Origin of the sequence: Pseudonocardia aurantiaca (assembly GCF_039526725.1) — a bacterium.
Classification (GTDB): Bacteria; Actinomycetota; Actinomycetes; order Mycobacteriales; family Pseudonocardiaceae; genus Pseudonocardia; species Pseudonocardia aurantiaca.
Map to the genome: position 1 here is coordinate 103391 of NZ_BAAAJG010000009.1, position 14061 is coordinate 117451.

General features: G+C 71.4%; 17 protein-coding genes. 5 read left to right on the top strand and 12 right to left on the bottom strand.

What is annotated here, in order from left to right; genetic code table 11:
• Positions 1-16: 16 nt before the first annotated feature.
• A complete protein-coding gene (locus ABD143_RS15290; protein ID WP_343977727.1) occupies positions 17-322 on the bottom strand; it encodes a hypothetical protein in 306 nt (101 codons plus the stop codon).
• Between the two features lie 505 nt (positions 323-827).
• Here ABD143_RS15290 and ABD143_RS15295 point away from each other — a divergent pair.
• Entirely contained in the window at positions 828-1925 is a 1098-nt protein-coding gene (locus tag ABD143_RS15295) for an LLM class flavin-dependent oxidoreductase (protein ID WP_343977730.1), read from the top strand.
• A gap of 24 nt (positions 1926-1949) precedes the next feature.
• Here the strand turns inward: ABD143_RS15295 and ABD143_RS15300 are convergent, their stop codons facing one another.
• Genes ABD143_RS15300 through ABD143_RS15310 form a run of 3 tightly spaced genes read right to left on the bottom strand, consistent with a single transcriptional unit; the run spans position 1950 to position 4660 of the window.
• Entirely contained in the window at positions 1950-2792 is an 843-nt protein-coding gene (locus tag ABD143_RS15300) for an ABC transporter permease (protein ID WP_343977733.1), read from the bottom strand.
• Complete coding sequence (locus ABD143_RS15305) at positions 2789-3829, bottom strand: aliphatic sulfonate ABC transporter substrate-binding protein (RefSeq protein WP_343977737.1); 1041 nt, start codon at positions 3827-3829, stop codon at positions 2789-2791. Before ABD143_RS15305 ends, ABD143_RS15300 begins: the two co-directional genes overlap by 4 nt.
• 24 nt (positions 3830-3853) lie before the next feature.
• Positions 3854-4660, bottom strand: a complete 807-nt coding sequence (locus ABD143_RS15310) for an ABC transporter ATP-binding protein (protein ID WP_343977740.1) — start codon at positions 4658-4660, stop codon at positions 3854-3856.
• 188 nt (positions 4661-4848) lie between these two features.
• On the opposite strand from ABD143_RS15310, the gene ABD143_RS15315 reads away from it, so the two are divergent.
• On the top strand, positions 4849-5079 hold the full coding sequence (locus ABD143_RS15315) for a hypothetical protein (RefSeq protein WP_343977743.1): 231 nt from the start codon (positions 4849-4851) through the stop codon (positions 5077-5079).
• A 54-nt stretch (positions 5080-5133) separates the two neighbouring features.
• Here the strand turns inward: ABD143_RS15315 and ABD143_RS15320 are convergent, their stop codons facing one another.
• The 4 genes from ABD143_RS15320 to ABD143_RS15335 form a co-directional block, all read right to left on the bottom strand.
• Entirely contained in the window at positions 5134-6057 is a 924-nt protein-coding gene (locus ABD143_RS15320) for an aldo/keto reductase (protein ID WP_343977977.1), read from the bottom strand.
• Positions 6058-6165: 108 nt separating this feature from the next.
• Positions 6166-7215, bottom strand: coding sequence for an NAD(P)-dependent alcohol dehydrogenase (locus ABD143_RS15325; protein WP_343977746.1), 1050 nt, complete (start codon positions 7213-7215; stop codon positions 6166-6168).
• Between the two features lie 214 nt (positions 7216-7429).
• Entirely contained in the window at positions 7430-8254 is an 825-nt protein-coding gene (locus ABD143_RS15330) for a TrmH family RNA methyltransferase (RefSeq protein WP_343977750.1), read from the bottom strand.
• A 54-nt stretch (positions 8255-8308) separates the two neighbouring features.
• Complete coding sequence (locus ABD143_RS15335; RefSeq protein WP_343977753.1) at positions 8309-9088, bottom strand: SDR family oxidoreductase; 780 nt, start codon at positions 9086-9088, stop codon at positions 8309-8311.
• A 100-nt stretch (positions 9089-9188) separates the two neighbouring features.
• Here ABD143_RS15335 and ABD143_RS15340 point away from each other — a divergent pair, with 100 nt between their 5' ends.
• Complete coding sequence (locus tag ABD143_RS15340) at positions 9189-9803, top strand: TetR/AcrR family transcriptional regulator (RefSeq protein WP_343977756.1); 615 nt, start codon at positions 9189-9191, stop codon at positions 9801-9803.
• 26 nt (positions 9804-9829) lie between these two features.
• Positions 9830-10312, top strand: coding sequence for a DnaJ family domain-containing protein (locus ABD143_RS15345; protein ID WP_343977759.1), 483 nt, complete (start codon positions 9830-9832; stop codon positions 10310-10312).
• Between the two features lie 29 nt (positions 10313-10341).
• Here ABD143_RS15345 and ABD143_RS15350 read toward each other — a convergent pair whose 3' ends face one another.
• From ABD143_RS15350 to ABD143_RS15365, 4 genes are read right to left on the bottom strand one after another with little or no spacing between them, the layout of a single operon-like run.
• Positions 10342-11301: an EamA family transporter gene (locus ABD143_RS15350; protein WP_343977980.1), complete on the bottom strand. Its 960-nt coding sequence runs from the start codon at positions 11299-11301 to the stop codon at positions 10342-10344.
• Positions 11298-11735 (bottom strand): GlcG/HbpS family heme-binding protein, encoded by a 438-nt coding sequence (locus ABD143_RS15355; protein ID WP_343977762.1) that lies wholly within the window; start codon positions 11733-11735, stop codon positions 11298-11300. Before ABD143_RS15355 ends, ABD143_RS15350 begins: the two co-directional genes overlap by 4 nt.
• 52 nt (positions 11736-11787) lie before the next feature.
• A complete protein-coding gene (locus ABD143_RS15360) occupies positions 11788-12198 on the bottom strand; it encodes a nitroreductase family deazaflavin-dependent oxidoreductase (protein ID WP_343977765.1) in 411 nt (136 codons plus the stop codon).
• Positions 12195-12920, bottom strand: coding sequence for a M50 family metallopeptidase (locus tag ABD143_RS15365; protein WP_343977768.1), 726 nt, complete (start codon positions 12918-12920; stop codon positions 12195-12197). Before ABD143_RS15365 ends, ABD143_RS15360 begins: the two co-directional genes overlap by 4 nt.
• An 83-nt stretch (positions 12921-13003) precedes the next feature.
• Between ABD143_RS15365 and ABD143_RS15370 the strand changes: the two genes are divergently transcribed.
• On the top strand, positions 13004-13915 hold the full coding sequence (locus ABD143_RS15370) for a helix-turn-helix domain-containing protein (RefSeq protein WP_343977771.1): 912 nt from the start codon (positions 13004-13006) through the stop codon (positions 13913-13915).
• Positions 13916-14061: the final 146 nt, after the last annotated feature.

The window sequence follows — 14061 nt, forward strand, 5'->3', positions numbered from 1 at the left end:
CCCGCGAGCGAGCAGCTCAGTCGCGGCCCCGCAGGTGCGGCGCCCTGGTCAGTTCCGCCCGCACCAGCGCGAGATGGTGGGCGACCTCCGCCGCGATCAGCTCGGCGTGCAGGTCGGGGTGCTCGGCCGGCGCGAGCGACCGGTGGCGGCGGACGATCCCCTCGAGCGCGTCGAGGAAACGCGAGCCGATAGCTGCGCGCCGTTCCGCCCGCGTGGCGCGCTCCGCCGCGGTGGCGGGCTCGTGAGGAACGGGCTCGGACGCAACCGGCCGGGATTCGGCAGGAACGGGCGCAACCGGCACGGGCGTGGAAAGGAGGTTCACGGCAAACTCCGGATCAGGCAGTAGGAGCGAGACGAGTCGGACGAACCGGTGCGCGGTTCAGCAACAGAACTCGTCGAACGCGCTCCCCCGCCGCGACGGCCAGAAGCGCTCGAGGCAGGAGCGCAGAACGGCCATACGACCATGATGGCGATGCGGCGGCGCTAAAGCAACATCGTGCCCCGCAAGGGCGGAACCGCAGGACTGGGCCAGGAAGGCGCGGCCGGTGACGGCGACCACCCGGTGCTTGTGAGAGCCGGGAGGGACGCATAGCGTCGATTCCGTGCCCGGTACAGCGTTGGCCCGCCGACGTTTCGTCGATTTGATGAAGGTCCACAGCGCACGTTGTCGAAAATGACCGCACATTTCATGTGATCTCTGGTGCGGCGGCCGTCGCAGATGCAGTTGGTGCATCGTCCGAGCGAACCCCGCCATTCGCGCGCCTTTCCCACATCCCGACGGCCAGCGGGCCGTCCGCTGATCCTCGTCCGCACCACGAAGGAGTCCGATGAGGTTCCAGGTCCTCGACATCGTCCCGCACGCCCCGCACCCGGTGACCGGGGAGATCATCTCCGTCCACGAGCGCCTGGAACGGGTCGTCGAGAACGCCGTGCTCGCCGAACGGCTCGGCTTCGACTCCTATGCCGTGGGCGAACGGCACGCCGGCGATTTCGTCTCGTCGGCGCCGACGGTGCTGCTGGGGGCACTCGCGCAGGCCACCGACCGCATCCTGCTCAGCACCGGCGTCACGGTGCTCTCGCTGCTCGACCCGGTGCGGGTGGCCGAGGACTACGCGACGGTCGACCAGCTCGCAGGCGGCCGGCTGGAGATCGTGATCGGCAAGGGCAACGAGGACAAGCACTTCCCGCTCTTCGGGCTCGACATCGCCCACCAGTACGACTACCTCACCGAGAACTACGAGCTGCTGCGCCGCCTGCTGCGCGAGGAGGGCGTCTCCTGGCAGGGCGTCCACCACGCCGACCTGCACGACGTGACCACCTACCCGCGCCCGTTCGACGGCCCGTTCCGCCTCTGGCACGGCTCGGCCACCTCCACCGTGGCCGTCGACCTGGCCGCCAAGTGGGGCGACCCGATCTTCACAGCCAACGCGCTGCAACCGCGTGAGAACTACCTCGTGCTCATCGACCGCTACCGCGAGCAGCTCGCCGCCAACGGCCACGACCCCGCAGTCGGCTACGTCGGGTCCGGTTCGGGCGGGCTGTTCCTTGCCGACACCGACGAAGAAGCGGTGGAGCAGTACCGCCCGATCTACGAGGGTTTCGCCGCCAGGATGAAGGCGCTGCACGCGAGTGACACCCGCCCGGGCAAGGTCACCTCGTTCGCCACGATCGAGGATGCCGTGGCCCATGGCCCCGCGCTCGTCGGCACCCCGGAGCGGGTGGCCGCGAAGATCCTCGAATACCACAAGAGCTACCGCCACGACGTGCAGTCGGTCTCGATCAATCCCGTGCTGCCTTACGCCCGGCAGCAGGAGGTGCTCACCCGCTTCGCCGAGGAGGTCGTGCCGCTCGTGCGCCGCGAGGTGTCCACCACCCTCTGGGGCCCGCAGGACCTCGGACGGGCGAAGGGCTTCACGGCGTCCTGACGCCGTGCGTGCGTGCGGCTGCGCTCAGCTCCAGCGGCGCAGCAACCGGCGCTCGGCCAGGCCCAGCAGGCCGTCGGTGATCTTCCCGACCACCGCGAGGAGCACGATCGCGAGCAGGAGGATGTCCGTGCGGCCGGTGTTCTGGCTGTCGATGAGCAGGAACCCGAGCCCGACCGAGGAGGCGATCAGCTCGGCGGCCACCAGGAACAGCCAGCCCTGGGCCAGGCCCAGACGCAGCCCCGCCAGCGCGCCCGGGGCGATCGCGGGGAGCTGGACCTGCAGGAACAGCCGCACCCCCGCCCGCCCGTAGGCGTGGCCGACCTCGACGAGGTGGCGGTCGACGTGCGCCAGCGCCGCTGAGACGGTCGTGTAGACCGGGAAGAACGCGCCGATAGCGACGAGTGTGATCTTCGGGGTCTCGCCGATGCCCAGCCAGAGCAGCAGCAGCGGCACCCACGCGAGCGAGGGCACCGAACGCAGCGCCTGGATCGACGGCCCCAGCAACGCCCGCATCGGCCGCGAGAGCCCGACCACGCCGCCGAGCAGGAGGCCGAGCCCCGCGCCCGCCGCGAACCCGAGGAGCACCCGCTGCGTGCTGATCGCAATGTGCAGCCACAGCTCGCCGCGGGTCAGGAGCTCCACCAGCGCCGCCACCACCGCCCCGGGCGTCGGCAGCTGCGACGGGGAGAATTCCCCCGACGTGGCCAGCACCTGCCACAACAGCACGAAGAGCACCGGGACGAGCAGGCCGAGCAGCACCGAGCCGGCCACCGAGCGCAGCCGGCCGGTCCAGCGCGGCGCGGCGTCCTGCGGCGGCGCCGAGGCGACATGGCCGGCCGTCCCCGTGTCTGGATCGGTGAGCGTCACGACCCGGCCGCCGCCCCTGCGGACGTGGTGCCCCGGGCCTCCTGGGCGAAGCGGGGCTCGAAGAGCGTCTCGAGCGCCGATTGCGCCTCCTGCTCCGATCGCACCAGCCCGTCTTTCACCAGCAGCGGCAGCAGGCGGGTCAGCACGGTGCGCTGCGGCTCGCCGGGCACCGGGTCGATGTCGAGCTTGGTGCGGGTGAGCAGCTGCTGGCGGGCGATGTCCGGGCTGATGCTCGCCGCTGTGGCGAGGGTCTGAACGGCCGCCTCGGGGTTCTCGATGATCCAGGCGCGGGCCCGCTCGTAGGCCGTCACGACCACCTGCGCGACGTCCGGGTGCTCCTGCAGGAACTTCTCGTTCGCGTCGAGCAGCCCGTAGGAGTTGAAGTCGAGGTTGCGGTAGATCAGCTTGGAACCGGCCTCCAGCTCCGTCTGAGCCATGAACGGGTCGAGACCCGCCCACGCCGCGACGTCACCGCGCTCGAGCGCGAGCTTGCCGTCGGAGTGCTGCAGGTTGACGATCTCGACGTCGGAGGCCGAGAGCCCCACGCTCGCCAGGGTCTGCAGCAGGAAGAAATACGGGTCGGTGCCCTGCGTCGCCGCGATCTTCTGCCCGCGCAGCTGGGCGGGGTTGGTGATCGCCGAGTCGGCCGGCACCACGATGGCGGACCACTCCGGCCGGCTGAAGACGTCGATCGCCCGGATCGGGGAGCCGTTCGCCCTGGCCAGCAGCGCGGGCGTGCCCGCCGTGGAGCCGATGTCGATCGCGTCGGCGCGCAGGTTCTCGTTGGCCTTGTTGCTGCCCGACGACTGGACCCACTCGACCGAGCCCGGGCCGAGCTCCTGCTCCAGCCAGCCCTGCTCCTTGATCACGAGGCTCTCGGGGTTGTAGTACGCGTAGTCCAGGCGCACCTGTACGCCCGACGCGGCAGGAGCCCCGACCGAGCCGTCGGCGTTCTCGCCGGCGACGCAGCCGGCGAGAACGCCCACCGACGCGGCGAGCACGCCGATCCGGGCGAGTACGGGCAGGGCACGGGTCATCACGGTCTCCGGATCACGGGGAGGTCAGGCGGGGTGGGGGCGGTGGCGCGGGACGCCGAGCCGGTCGAGCAGCTCGACGCGCAGGGCCGCGAGCACGGGGTCGGCGCGGTCGCGCGGGCGCGCGCCGGGCACGTCGAGCATGTGGGCGATGCCTGCGCCCGCAGCCCGGTCCGGGTGGGGCGCCAGCACGACGACCCGGTCGGCCAGCTGCAGCGCCTCGTCGACGTCATGGGTGACCAGCAGGACCGTGGCGCCCGACGTGCGCTGCAGGTCGTCGACGAGGTCCTGCATGCGCAGGCGGGTGAGCGCGTCGAGCGCGGCGAACGGCTCGTCGAGCAGCAGCACGCCGGGGCGGCGGACCAGCGCGCGGGCGAGCGCGGTGCGCTGGGCCATCCCACCCGACACTGCCCGCGGCCGGTATCCCGCGAACGGGGCGAGCCCGACTGTGTCGAGCGCGTGCGCCACGTGGGCGCGCCTCGTCTCGCGCGACCCGCCGGACGGCAGGCCGAACGCGACGTTCTCAGCGAGCGTGCGCCACGGCAGCAGCCGGGGTTCCTGGAAGACGACGGCCGCCCGGGGCTCGATCCCGTCGACCCTGGCCCCGTCGATGTTCACCTCACCCGCACTCGGCCGGTCGAGGCCTGCGACCAGGCGCAGCAGCGTCGACTTGCCGCAGCCGGACGCCCCGAGCAGCGCGACGACCTCCCCCGCCGGGACGTCGAGGTCGACCCCGCTGAGGACGACGTGGGCCGCATCGCCGCTGCCGAACACGCGGTCGACGCCACGCAGCGTGACGGGGACGGCTGCCACTCGCGTGGCGGTGGTCTGCACGGAAGTGTCCTACCGGGGGCGGCGTTCGGGTGAAGGGCAGGGAGCGCGCTTCAGACCCGACACGCGGCGCTGACGGCATAGCCCAGGTCCAGCCATAGCCGTGCGGCGAGGTCCTCGCCGGCCCCCGGGCCCGTCTGCGTCACGTCGGCACGCTATGTCCTCGCCGCTGCGAACCGCAAGATTCTCAGGTGGCGGGCTTGGTCTCCAGCCTGGTCCGGCTGGGCTCGGGCATCAGGGCGAGCAGCCGGAAGGAGGCCACGTGCAGCACCATCGCCACCCGATCCGCACACCGCCGGGGACCCGTCCGCGAGGGTCTCGCCCGCGAGGAGGTGAGCCTCTCCGGGAACGCGGAGGCGGTGGAGCGGCTGTTGGACGCGTTCCCGGTGTCCTGGGAGGGTGCTGAAAAGCTCCGGCCGTAGCGAGCAGTAGGCCCGAGCTTTCAGCGCGCTCCTAGTACCTGTTGCTCTGTTCCTTCACTTTCCGGCCGCGCGGGCGAGCTGCTCGGGGTAGCGCGCACCCGCGACTGCGTCCGCCGGAGCGGCCGCCTCGACCGAGGCGATCTCCTTTTCGGACAGTGCTATGTCGATGGACGCGGCGTTCTCCTCCAGGTACTTCCGCCGCTTGGTGCCGGGGATCGGTACGACGTCGTCGCCCTGGTGCTGCACCCAGGCGAGTGCCAGCTGGCCGGCGGTGACGTTCTTCTTCGCCGCCAGCTCGCGCAGGGCGTCGACGATCTTGAGGTTCTTCTCGAAGTTGCCTTCGGCGAACCGGGGCATCCGGCGGCGCATGTCGTCCTCGGGCAGGTCCTTCATCGATCGGACCCCACCGGTCAGGAAACCCCGGCCCAGCGGGGAGAACGGCACGACGCCGACGCCCAGCTCGCGGCAGGTGGACAGGATCTCGTCCTCGATCCCGCGGGTGAACAGCGACCATTCGCTCTGTAGCGCGGTCACCGGATGCACGGCGTGCGCGCGCCGGATGCTTTCAGCGCTCGCCTCCGAGATGCCCGCGTACCGGATCTTGCCCTCGGCAACCAGCTCGCCCAGCGCACCCCAGGTCTCTTCGACGGGCACGTTCGGGTCGACGCGGTGCTGGTAGTAGAGGTCGATGTGGTCTACGCCGAGCCGGCTGAGCGACTCGTCACAGCACTGTTTGACGTACGCGGCGTCGCCGCGGGCGGCCATGCCACCGTCCCGCCAGACGATGCCGAACTTGGTGGCGAGCACCACCTCGTCCCGGCGGCCGGCGATGGCGCGGCCGACCAGTTCCTCGTTGACGCCGTTGGCGTAGACGTTCGCGGTGTCGAGGAAGGTGATCCCGAGCTCCAAAGCCCGGTGAATGGTGGCGATCGACTCCTCGTCGTTGTCCCGCACCCCGTAGGACTGGCTCATGCCCATGCAGCCGAGTCCCTGCGCGCTGACTTCCAGCTCACCCAGCTTTTTCTTGATCACGGGGATATACCCTCCACGGTGGATTCGACGTCGGGTTCGGCACTGACCACCTTGTCATGCCCCGATGGTCGAGGCGTCGATGACGAACCGGTAGCGCACGTCGCTGTTCTGGACGCGCTCGTAGGCCGTGTTGACCTGGTCGCCCGAGATCGTCTCGATCTCCGCGCCGACGCCGTGCGCGGCGCAGAAGTCCAGCATCTCCTGGGTCTCGGCGATGCCGCCGATCATCGACCCGGCGAGCACGTTGTTCCCGCCGAGAAGCGAAAAGGCGCTGTAGAACTGCGGATCCCCCGGCGCGCCGACGCTCACCATCGCTCCGCCGACCCGCAGCAGGCCAAGGTAGGAGTCGACCGGCAGGTTCGCCGAAACGGTGTTGACGATCAGGTCGAACCGGCGCTCGAGCACGTCGAACGTCGACGCATCGCTGGTGGCGAAGTAGTCCTTCGCGCCGAGGCGAAGGCCGTCCTCGTGCTTCTTGAGGCTCTGGCTGAGCACCGTCACCTCGGCGCCCATCGCCACCGCAAGCTTGACCGCCATGTGGCCCAGCCCGCCGAGGCCGACGACGGCGACCTTCTTGCCCGGCCCGGCGCCCCACCGGCGCAGCGGCGAGTAGGTGGTGATGCCGGCGCAGAGCAGCGGAGCGGCAACGTCCAGCTCGATGCCATCGGGGATCCGGCAGACGAAGGCGTCTTTCACCACGATCTGGCGGCTGTAGCCGCCGTAGGTGTTCTCGCCGTCGAAGCCGACGGCGTTGTAGGTCTGGACGTTGCCCTTGACACAGAACTGCTCGGTTCCGGCCAGGCAGTACTCGCACTCGCCGCACGAGTCGACCATGCAGCCGACGCCGACCCGGTCGCCGACCTGGTACCTCGTGACGTCCGCGCCGACCGCGGCGACCACGCCGGCGATCTCGTGGCCGGGCACCATCGGGAAGATCGCGGTGCCCCACTCCTGGTTGACCTGGTGGATATCGCTGTGGCAGATGCCCGCGTAGGCGACGTCGATCAACACGTCGTCCGAGCGCAGGTCACGACGCTGGATCGTCGCTGGGGCAAGCGGGGCGCCCGGGGTTGCGGCGGCGATCGCGTGAGTGGTCGTGCTCATGAAATCCTCCGAGAACAGGCAGTTCAAAGATGCAAAACGCGCTTGACTCCCCATGCTCACGGCTGCGCGCCACGCGGTCATCAGGGGCAACTGCAAGCTGGGATTCGTGCTGCCTGGCATGTGTGTTGGCTACAGCGTTGCGCATCGTTGCCGGGCTGGTGCTGCTCGCCGTCGTGGCGATCGCGCTGGCGTGGGCGTTCCAGCAGCGGTTGATCTACCTACCCTCGGGGTCGCCGGCGGACGCGACCGCGTGGCGGCGGGCCTCGTAGAGCACCAACCCCGTGGCGACGGCGAGGTTGAGCGACTCCGCCGTGCCCGTCATCGGGATGCGCACACGGGCGTCGGCCCTGCCGAGGGCCCCCTCCGGCAGCCCGTCGCCCTCGCTGCCCATCAGGACCGCTGCGGGCGTGGAGTAGTCGGAGTCCCAGTGTGCGGCCTCGGCCCGACCCGATGTCGCCAGCACCCGCACCCCGCGCCGCTCCACCCAGGCGAAGAAGGCGTCGAGGTCAGGGGCGTGCACCACGTCGACGGCGAAGATCGAACCCATGCTCGCCTTCACCGCCGCCGGCGCGAACGGGTCGGTCGTGTCGCCGACCAGCACCACACCGGACGCACCCACGGCGTCGGCGGTGCGGACGACCGTGCCGAGGTTGCCCGGGTTGCCGATGTCGTGCAGTGCCACGAACAGCGACTCCGGTCCCACCGCCAGCGTCTCCAGCCCGGCGACGGAGCCCCGGACGATCGCCGCGAGCCCCGAGGGTCCGTCCCGGTCCGACAGCCGGACGAACAGCTCGCGGGACAGCCGGGCCACCCTCGTCCCGCGCGCTTCCTGCTCCGCGACCATCTCCGCTGCCGGGCCGCCGATCAGCTCCGGCGCGACGACCAGCGCCTCGATCTCCCAGCCCGCCTCGATCGCCCGCCACACCGGCTGGCCACCCTCGACGACGAAGGCACCCTCGCGGCGCCGGTGCCTCCGGTCGGCGAGTAGCCGCATCCGCTTCACCAGCGGGTTGGCGGCGCTGCTGATCGTCTCGGTCACGAGGGGCAATCCTCCCCCAGCCTGCTGCTCCACCGAACGCGACCGCCATGGGCGTCAGGTGCGGGACGGCACGCGAGGTCCGAGATGGATACCGCCGCTGACGTCCAGGACGTGCCCGGTGACCCAGCGGCCGTCGTCGGATGCCAGGAACGCGACCGCGTCGGCGATGTCGTCCGCTCGGCCGAGGCGGTCGAGCGCCGTCATCGAGGCCAGATACGCCTCGAATCCCGGCGGCTGCTCGAACAGCGCGGCGTTGACGTCGGTCTTCGTGGCTCCCGGGGCCACGGCGTTCACCGTGATGCCCCGCGCACCCAACTCGTTGGCCAGCGTGAAGCTCATGGTCTCGACGGCGCCCTTGGCCATCGCGAAGGACGTCTGGGTCGGGTTGGCCATGCGGGTGGCCACGGAGGAGATCGTGATGATGCGTCCGCGGCCGGACATCCGCGGGATCGCCCGCTGGATGACGAAGAACGGCGCCTTGACGTTCACCGCGAAGATCCGGTCGAACTCCTCGGGGGTGCTCGAGTCGATCGGACCGGCCGGCGGCACGGCGGCGTTGTTGACCAGGATGTCGAGTGGACGCCCGGACAACCCTTCATCCAGCCCGGCGAACAGCGCGTCCACGCCCTGGTCGTCGCCGAGCTCGGCCCCGACCGCGAATGCGCTCCCACCGGCTCGCTGGATCGTCGCGACCGTCTCATCTGCCGCGGCCTGGTTGCTGCCGTAGTGCACGGCGACCAGGGCGCCGTCGGCCGCCAGGCGCTCGGCGATGGCCCGCCCGATGCCGCGTGAAGCGCCGGTGACCACAGCGGTCCGACCGGTGAGTCTCCTCATGCCTGGCCTCTCCTCCTGCTAGAAAGAATCAGGACGGTAGCAACTAATGTGGTATAGACTACCAGAACGGTAGTTCACACCATAGGGGCGAGCGAGGCGCGTGGACCTGCGACAACGTCGACGGGCGGAGACCCAACGTGCGATTCAGTCGCACGCCCTGCGACTGTTCGTCGAGCGCGGCTACGACTCCACCACCGTGGCCGACGTCGCCCACGCAGCCGGCGTCTCACCGATGACCCTCTACCGGCACTTCCCCACGAAGGAAGATCTGGTGCTCACCGATCAGTACGACCGGCTGATCGCCGAGCAGATCGCCGCCACACCGGCGGCGGGCTCCCTGGTCCACCGGATCGGGAGCACGCTGGTGCAGGTTGCACGCATCGCGGTCGGATCCGGTGCCGACACAGCCGCGGACGCCTCGGCGAACCTCAGCGACGAGGGGTTCCTCGACCGGGTCCGGCTCATGATCTCCACGCCGGCCCTGCGGGCCCGCCACTGGGACAGCCAGTTCGCCACGCAGAAGGCCATCGTCGACGCCGTGTGCGACGACCCGGCCGATCCCGACCTCGAGTTCCGGGCGTGGGTGGCCGCCGCCGCGTGCCTCGCCGCCATGAACGTGGCCCTCATGCGGTGGGCCGAGCAGGATGGCGGCCCCGACCTGCCCGCCCTGATCGCGGACGCGCTCTCGGCCGCCTTCGCCGACGAGTTCGCCTGACCCACCCTCCCGGTACCGTCGGGAGCGTGACGGACGCGTACTCGGCGCGCTACGAGTCGGTGGTCGACCGGCAGATCCGCATGGCCCAGGAGCGCGGCGACTTCGACAACCTGCCCGGCAAGGGCAAGCCGCTCGCCGCTCTGGACGGCCCCGACGACGAGCACTGGTGGATCCGGCAGTTCGTGCAGCGCGAGGGCCTCTCCCCCGACGCGCTCCTGCCCACGCCGCTGCAGCTTCGCAAGGAGGCGGAGCGGCTGCCCGAGATGGTCCGTGACCTGCCCACCGAGCAGGCCGTGCGGGCCGCCGTCTCCGAGCTGAACAAGCGGATCGTCGAGTGGCTGCGGGCACCGTCCGGGCCGGCGGTCCCGCTGCGGCCTGTGGACGCCGCCTCGATCGTCAAGCAGTGGGCTGCCGCCCGGTCGGCGCCGGCCCGCCCACCGGCCACGCGCGCCGTCGCGGAGACGCAGGTGCGCACCTCCTGGTGGAAGCGCCTGCTCCGGCGGAGCTGACCCGGGTCAGACCTGCATGCCCGAAGGAGTCAGGAGTGGACGACCTCCAGATCCGCCGGGAGCGCCGCGGGCCGGGCAGCACTCGTGAGCGCCACCCCCGCGAGGATCAGCGCGCCGCCCAGGGCCTGCACCGCCGTGGGCACCTGCCCGAGCAGCAGCCACGACGCCACCGCCGAGGCCACCACCTCCACCAGCGCGACCAGCGCACCGCGGGACGCACCGATCCGCGCGACCGCGGCCACGCCGGTCAGGTACGCGATGACTGTGGAGACGACGACGAGCAGCATCGCCGTGACCGGCCAGCCGACGTCGGCGCCGCCGAGGAGCACCCCGGTCGCGGATATGTCGATCACGACGGGAAGCACGCCGCCGAGCCCGAGGAGCGCCACCACGACGGCACCCACCGACATCCCGACGCCCGCGAGCACGAGCGGTGGTGTGCTGCTGCCTGCCCGGTCGGCCACCAGGAAGTACGACGCCTGGCACACAGCAGCGGCGAAACCCCAGGCCAGCCCCTCCCACCGCAGCTCGACTCCCGTCCATACCTGCACGACGAGCGACAGCCCGATGAGGGCGACCGCCGCCCCGACCAGCGTGCGCGGGCTCGGTGGCTGGCGCCGGACCACCCACACCCAGGCGATCACGAGGATCGGGCCGGTGTACTCCAGCAGCAGCGCGATCGCCACGGGCAGATAGAGGAGCGCGTTGAAGAACGCGACCTGCACACCCGCCATCGCGAGCAGGCCGTAGAGGAGGAGGGCCGGCCCGTCCGCACGCATGGCGGCCACCACGCCGGGCCGCACGACCGCGAGGACCACGAGAAGGATCACCGCGGCCCCGCCCAGCCGCACCAGCACGGCTCCGGTGGCGGACCATCCCGCGTCGGTCAGGGCCTTCGCGAAGGGACCCGAGAGCCCGAACGTCACGGCCGACACGAGCGCGAGGGCGAGGCCCGCTCCGGCGCGCTGGACGGCGATGCCGGCGCTCAGTCCTCCGCTCCGGTCTCCGCCACGAGCCCGGCGGCCGCGATGCCGGCGACGGCCGCGGCCTCGTCGTTGAGCGAGGCGTCGCCGCTGATCCCGACGGCGCCAAGCAGCGTGCCGTCGGCGTCGCGGATGAACACCCCACCGGGCACCGAGACGAGCTTGCCGCCGGCCAGCGCGACGAGGGAGGTGTAGATCTCCGGGGAGTCGGCCGCGCGGGCGGCGAGCGCCCGGTTCGTGATGCCCATGCCCAGGATTCCCCAGGCCTTCGCCGTCGCGAGGTCGGGCCGGAGGTAGCCGGAACCGTCCTGGCGGCCGAGCGCGACGACGGCTCCCCCCGTGTCGAGCACGGCCACCGTCAGCGGGTTGAAACCCTGCTCGGTGCCGTGCTCGAGCGCCGCGCGCACGATCGTCTGGGCCTGGGCCAGCGTGACGGACATTGGGTCCTCCGGGGTCGACGTTGATCTCGGGGACAATCCTGCCTGTCGAACGTCAGGCCGCCGGAGTGAGCCGCAGCACGGGAATCGTGCGGCTGGTCTTCTGCTGGTACTCGGCGAAGCCGGACCGCTCGGTGATGACCCGCTGCCAGACCTGGCCGCGCTCCTCGCCCGTGATCTCCTCCACGAGGACGGGGAACGTTCGCGCGCCGACCTCGACCTCGATCTTCGGGTTGGCCTTGAGGTTGTGGTACCAGGCGGGGTTCTCCGGCGCCCCGCCCTTGGACGCGACGATCACCATCTTGCCGTCGTCCTCGGCGAAGTACACCAGCGGCGAGACACGCTCGGTGCCCGACTTCGCCCCCACGTGGTGGATGAGGATCATCGGCGCACCCTCGAACATGCCACCCACGCGCCCCTCGTTGGCGCGAAACTCATCGATGATCTGCTGGTTCCAGTCAGTCACGTCGCTCCTAGTCCTTGAAACAACAGCACCCAGGCCGCGATGATCACGGCCACGCTCGCCAGTAACCAGAAGAGGCCCGCCCACATTCCGCCCGCGAGCGGGGTGATCCGCGCGAGCATGTCGGCGTCCGACGTGCCGTGGTGGCCGCGCCGCCTGCCCCGCTGCAGCTCCTGCACCGCGCGCAGCCCGCCGAACACCAGGAACCAGCAGAGCGCCGCGGCGAAGCCGTCCTGCAGCCGCGGCTCGCCGAACCACGCGACCGCACCGACGAGCGCGCCGGTGGCCAGCACGGAGAACACACCGAAGACGTTGCGGACGTGGATCAGCGTGGCGACGAGCAGCGCGACCGCGATCCAGAGCATCAGCGCCGCCCGGTCGGCGGCCACGAGGACCGCACCGCCGAGCCCGAGGAGCGAGGGCGCCGGGTAGCCGCCGAGGAACGTGAACACCAGCCCGGGCCCGCGGCGGGCGCCGGTGGAGACCGTGAGCCCCGAGGTGTCGGCGTGCAGCCGGATGCCCGTCAGGCCGCGGCCGGCGACCACCGCGACGAGCGCGTGGCCGCCCTCGTGCGCGATCGTCACCACGCTGCGGGCCCAGCGCCACGACAGCGACCAGGTGACGGCCACCAGCGCGAGCACCGCGGCCAGCAGCACCCCGGGCCGGTCGGCCACCACCTTCTGCAGCGTCTCGACAACATCTTGCCCGGTGGCTTGTGCGGTCACTCGGCGTCACCCACGTCCCCCAGTCTGGCACCCTCGGAAATCGGCGTTGACCTTCCACCGGCTGGAGAGTTGAGGATGGCTGCATGACCGACAACGCCCTGCTCACGATCGGGCAGCTCGCGCGCCGGTCGGGTGTGCCGGTTCGCACCATCCGGTTCTGGTCCGACCAGGGCGTGCTGCCCGAGACGGACCGGTCGCACGGCAACTACCGCCGCTACGACGCTCGCGCCGTCGCCCGGCTCGACCTCGTGCGCACGCTGCGCGAGCTGGGCCTCGGCCTCGACGACGTGCGGCTCGTCCTCGAACGCCGAAGCAGCGTCGAGGACGTGGCGGCGGCGCACGTGCGGGCCATCGACAGCCAGATCCGCACCCTGCGGACGCAGCGCGCCGTGTGCACGCTGCTCGCCCGCGGGGCCACCACTCCACGGAAGGCAGCACTGATGAACGACCTCGCCCGGCTCTCTGCCGCCGAGCGCCAGCGGATGATCGACGAGTTCGTGGACTCCGCATTCGCCGGCACCGACCCCGACGCCCCCGGCGGCGGCATCGCCACCGCCATGCGCACCCTCCCGGCCGAACTGCCCGACGACCCGACCACCGAGCAGGTGGAGGCCTGGGTGGAGCTCGCCGAGCTCGTCTCCGACCCGGAGTTCCGAACCAGGGTGCGGGAGATGGCAGTGACCGGCTCGGACGCGGGCCCCGGTCCGCGCGAGTACGACCCGGCACCCGTCGCGGAGCACGCGGGCGGCGCCCTGGCCGCCGGGATCGCGCCCGGCTCGGCCGAGGGGCAGGCCGTGCTCGCCCGGATCGTGGCGCCCGAGATGCTCGCCGACCCGGCCGCCCGCGACCAACTCGCGGACACGACCGCGACGTTCTCCGACCGGCGAGTGGAGCGCTACTGGGCGCTCCTCGGCGTGCTCAACGGATGGGACCCGTTCCCTCCGACGGTGCCGGCGTTCGAGTGGTTCGTGGACGCCCTGCGCGCCCACGCGTGACGGCGGCTGTGCCCTGGCGGGCCGATCAGGGCCGCCGCGGGTGCCTGGCAGGCGGCCGGCGTTGATCGTCAGGAGTGGTGAGAGAGCGACAGATTTGACGCGTTGACACCACTCCCGACAATCAAGGGGACGAGTTCTGCCGAACG

Excerpts from the sequence above, each read along its gene's own strand:
- ABD143_RS15325 (WP_343977746.1), bottom strand. The coding sequence starts at position 7,215 with ATGAGCACGACCACTCACGCGATCGCCGCCGCAACCCCGGGCGCCCCG.
- ABD143_RS15335 (WP_343977753.1), bottom strand. The coding sequence starts at position 9,088 with ATGAGGAGACTCACCGGTCGGACCGCTGTGGTCACCGGCGCTTCACGC.
- ABD143_RS15320 (WP_343977977.1), bottom strand. The coding sequence starts at position 6,057 with ATGGGCATGAGCCAGTCCTACGGGGTGCGGGACAACGACGAGGAGTCG.
- ABD143_RS15305 (WP_343977737.1), bottom strand. The coding sequence starts at position 3,829 with ATGACCCGTGCCCTGCCCGTACTCGCCCGGATCGGCGTGCTCGCCGCG.
- ABD143_RS15355 (WP_343977762.1), bottom strand. The coding sequence starts at position 11,735 with ATGTCCGTCACGCTGGCCCAGGCCCAGACGATCGTGCGCGCGGCGCTC.
- ABD143_RS15295 (WP_343977730.1), top strand. The coding sequence starts at position 828 with ATGAGGTTCCAGGTCCTCGACATCGTCCCGCACGCCCCGCACCCGGTG.
- ABD143_RS15370 (WP_343977771.1), top strand. The coding sequence starts at position 13,004 with ATGACCGACAACGCCCTGCTCACGATCGGGCAGCTCGCGCGCCGGTCG.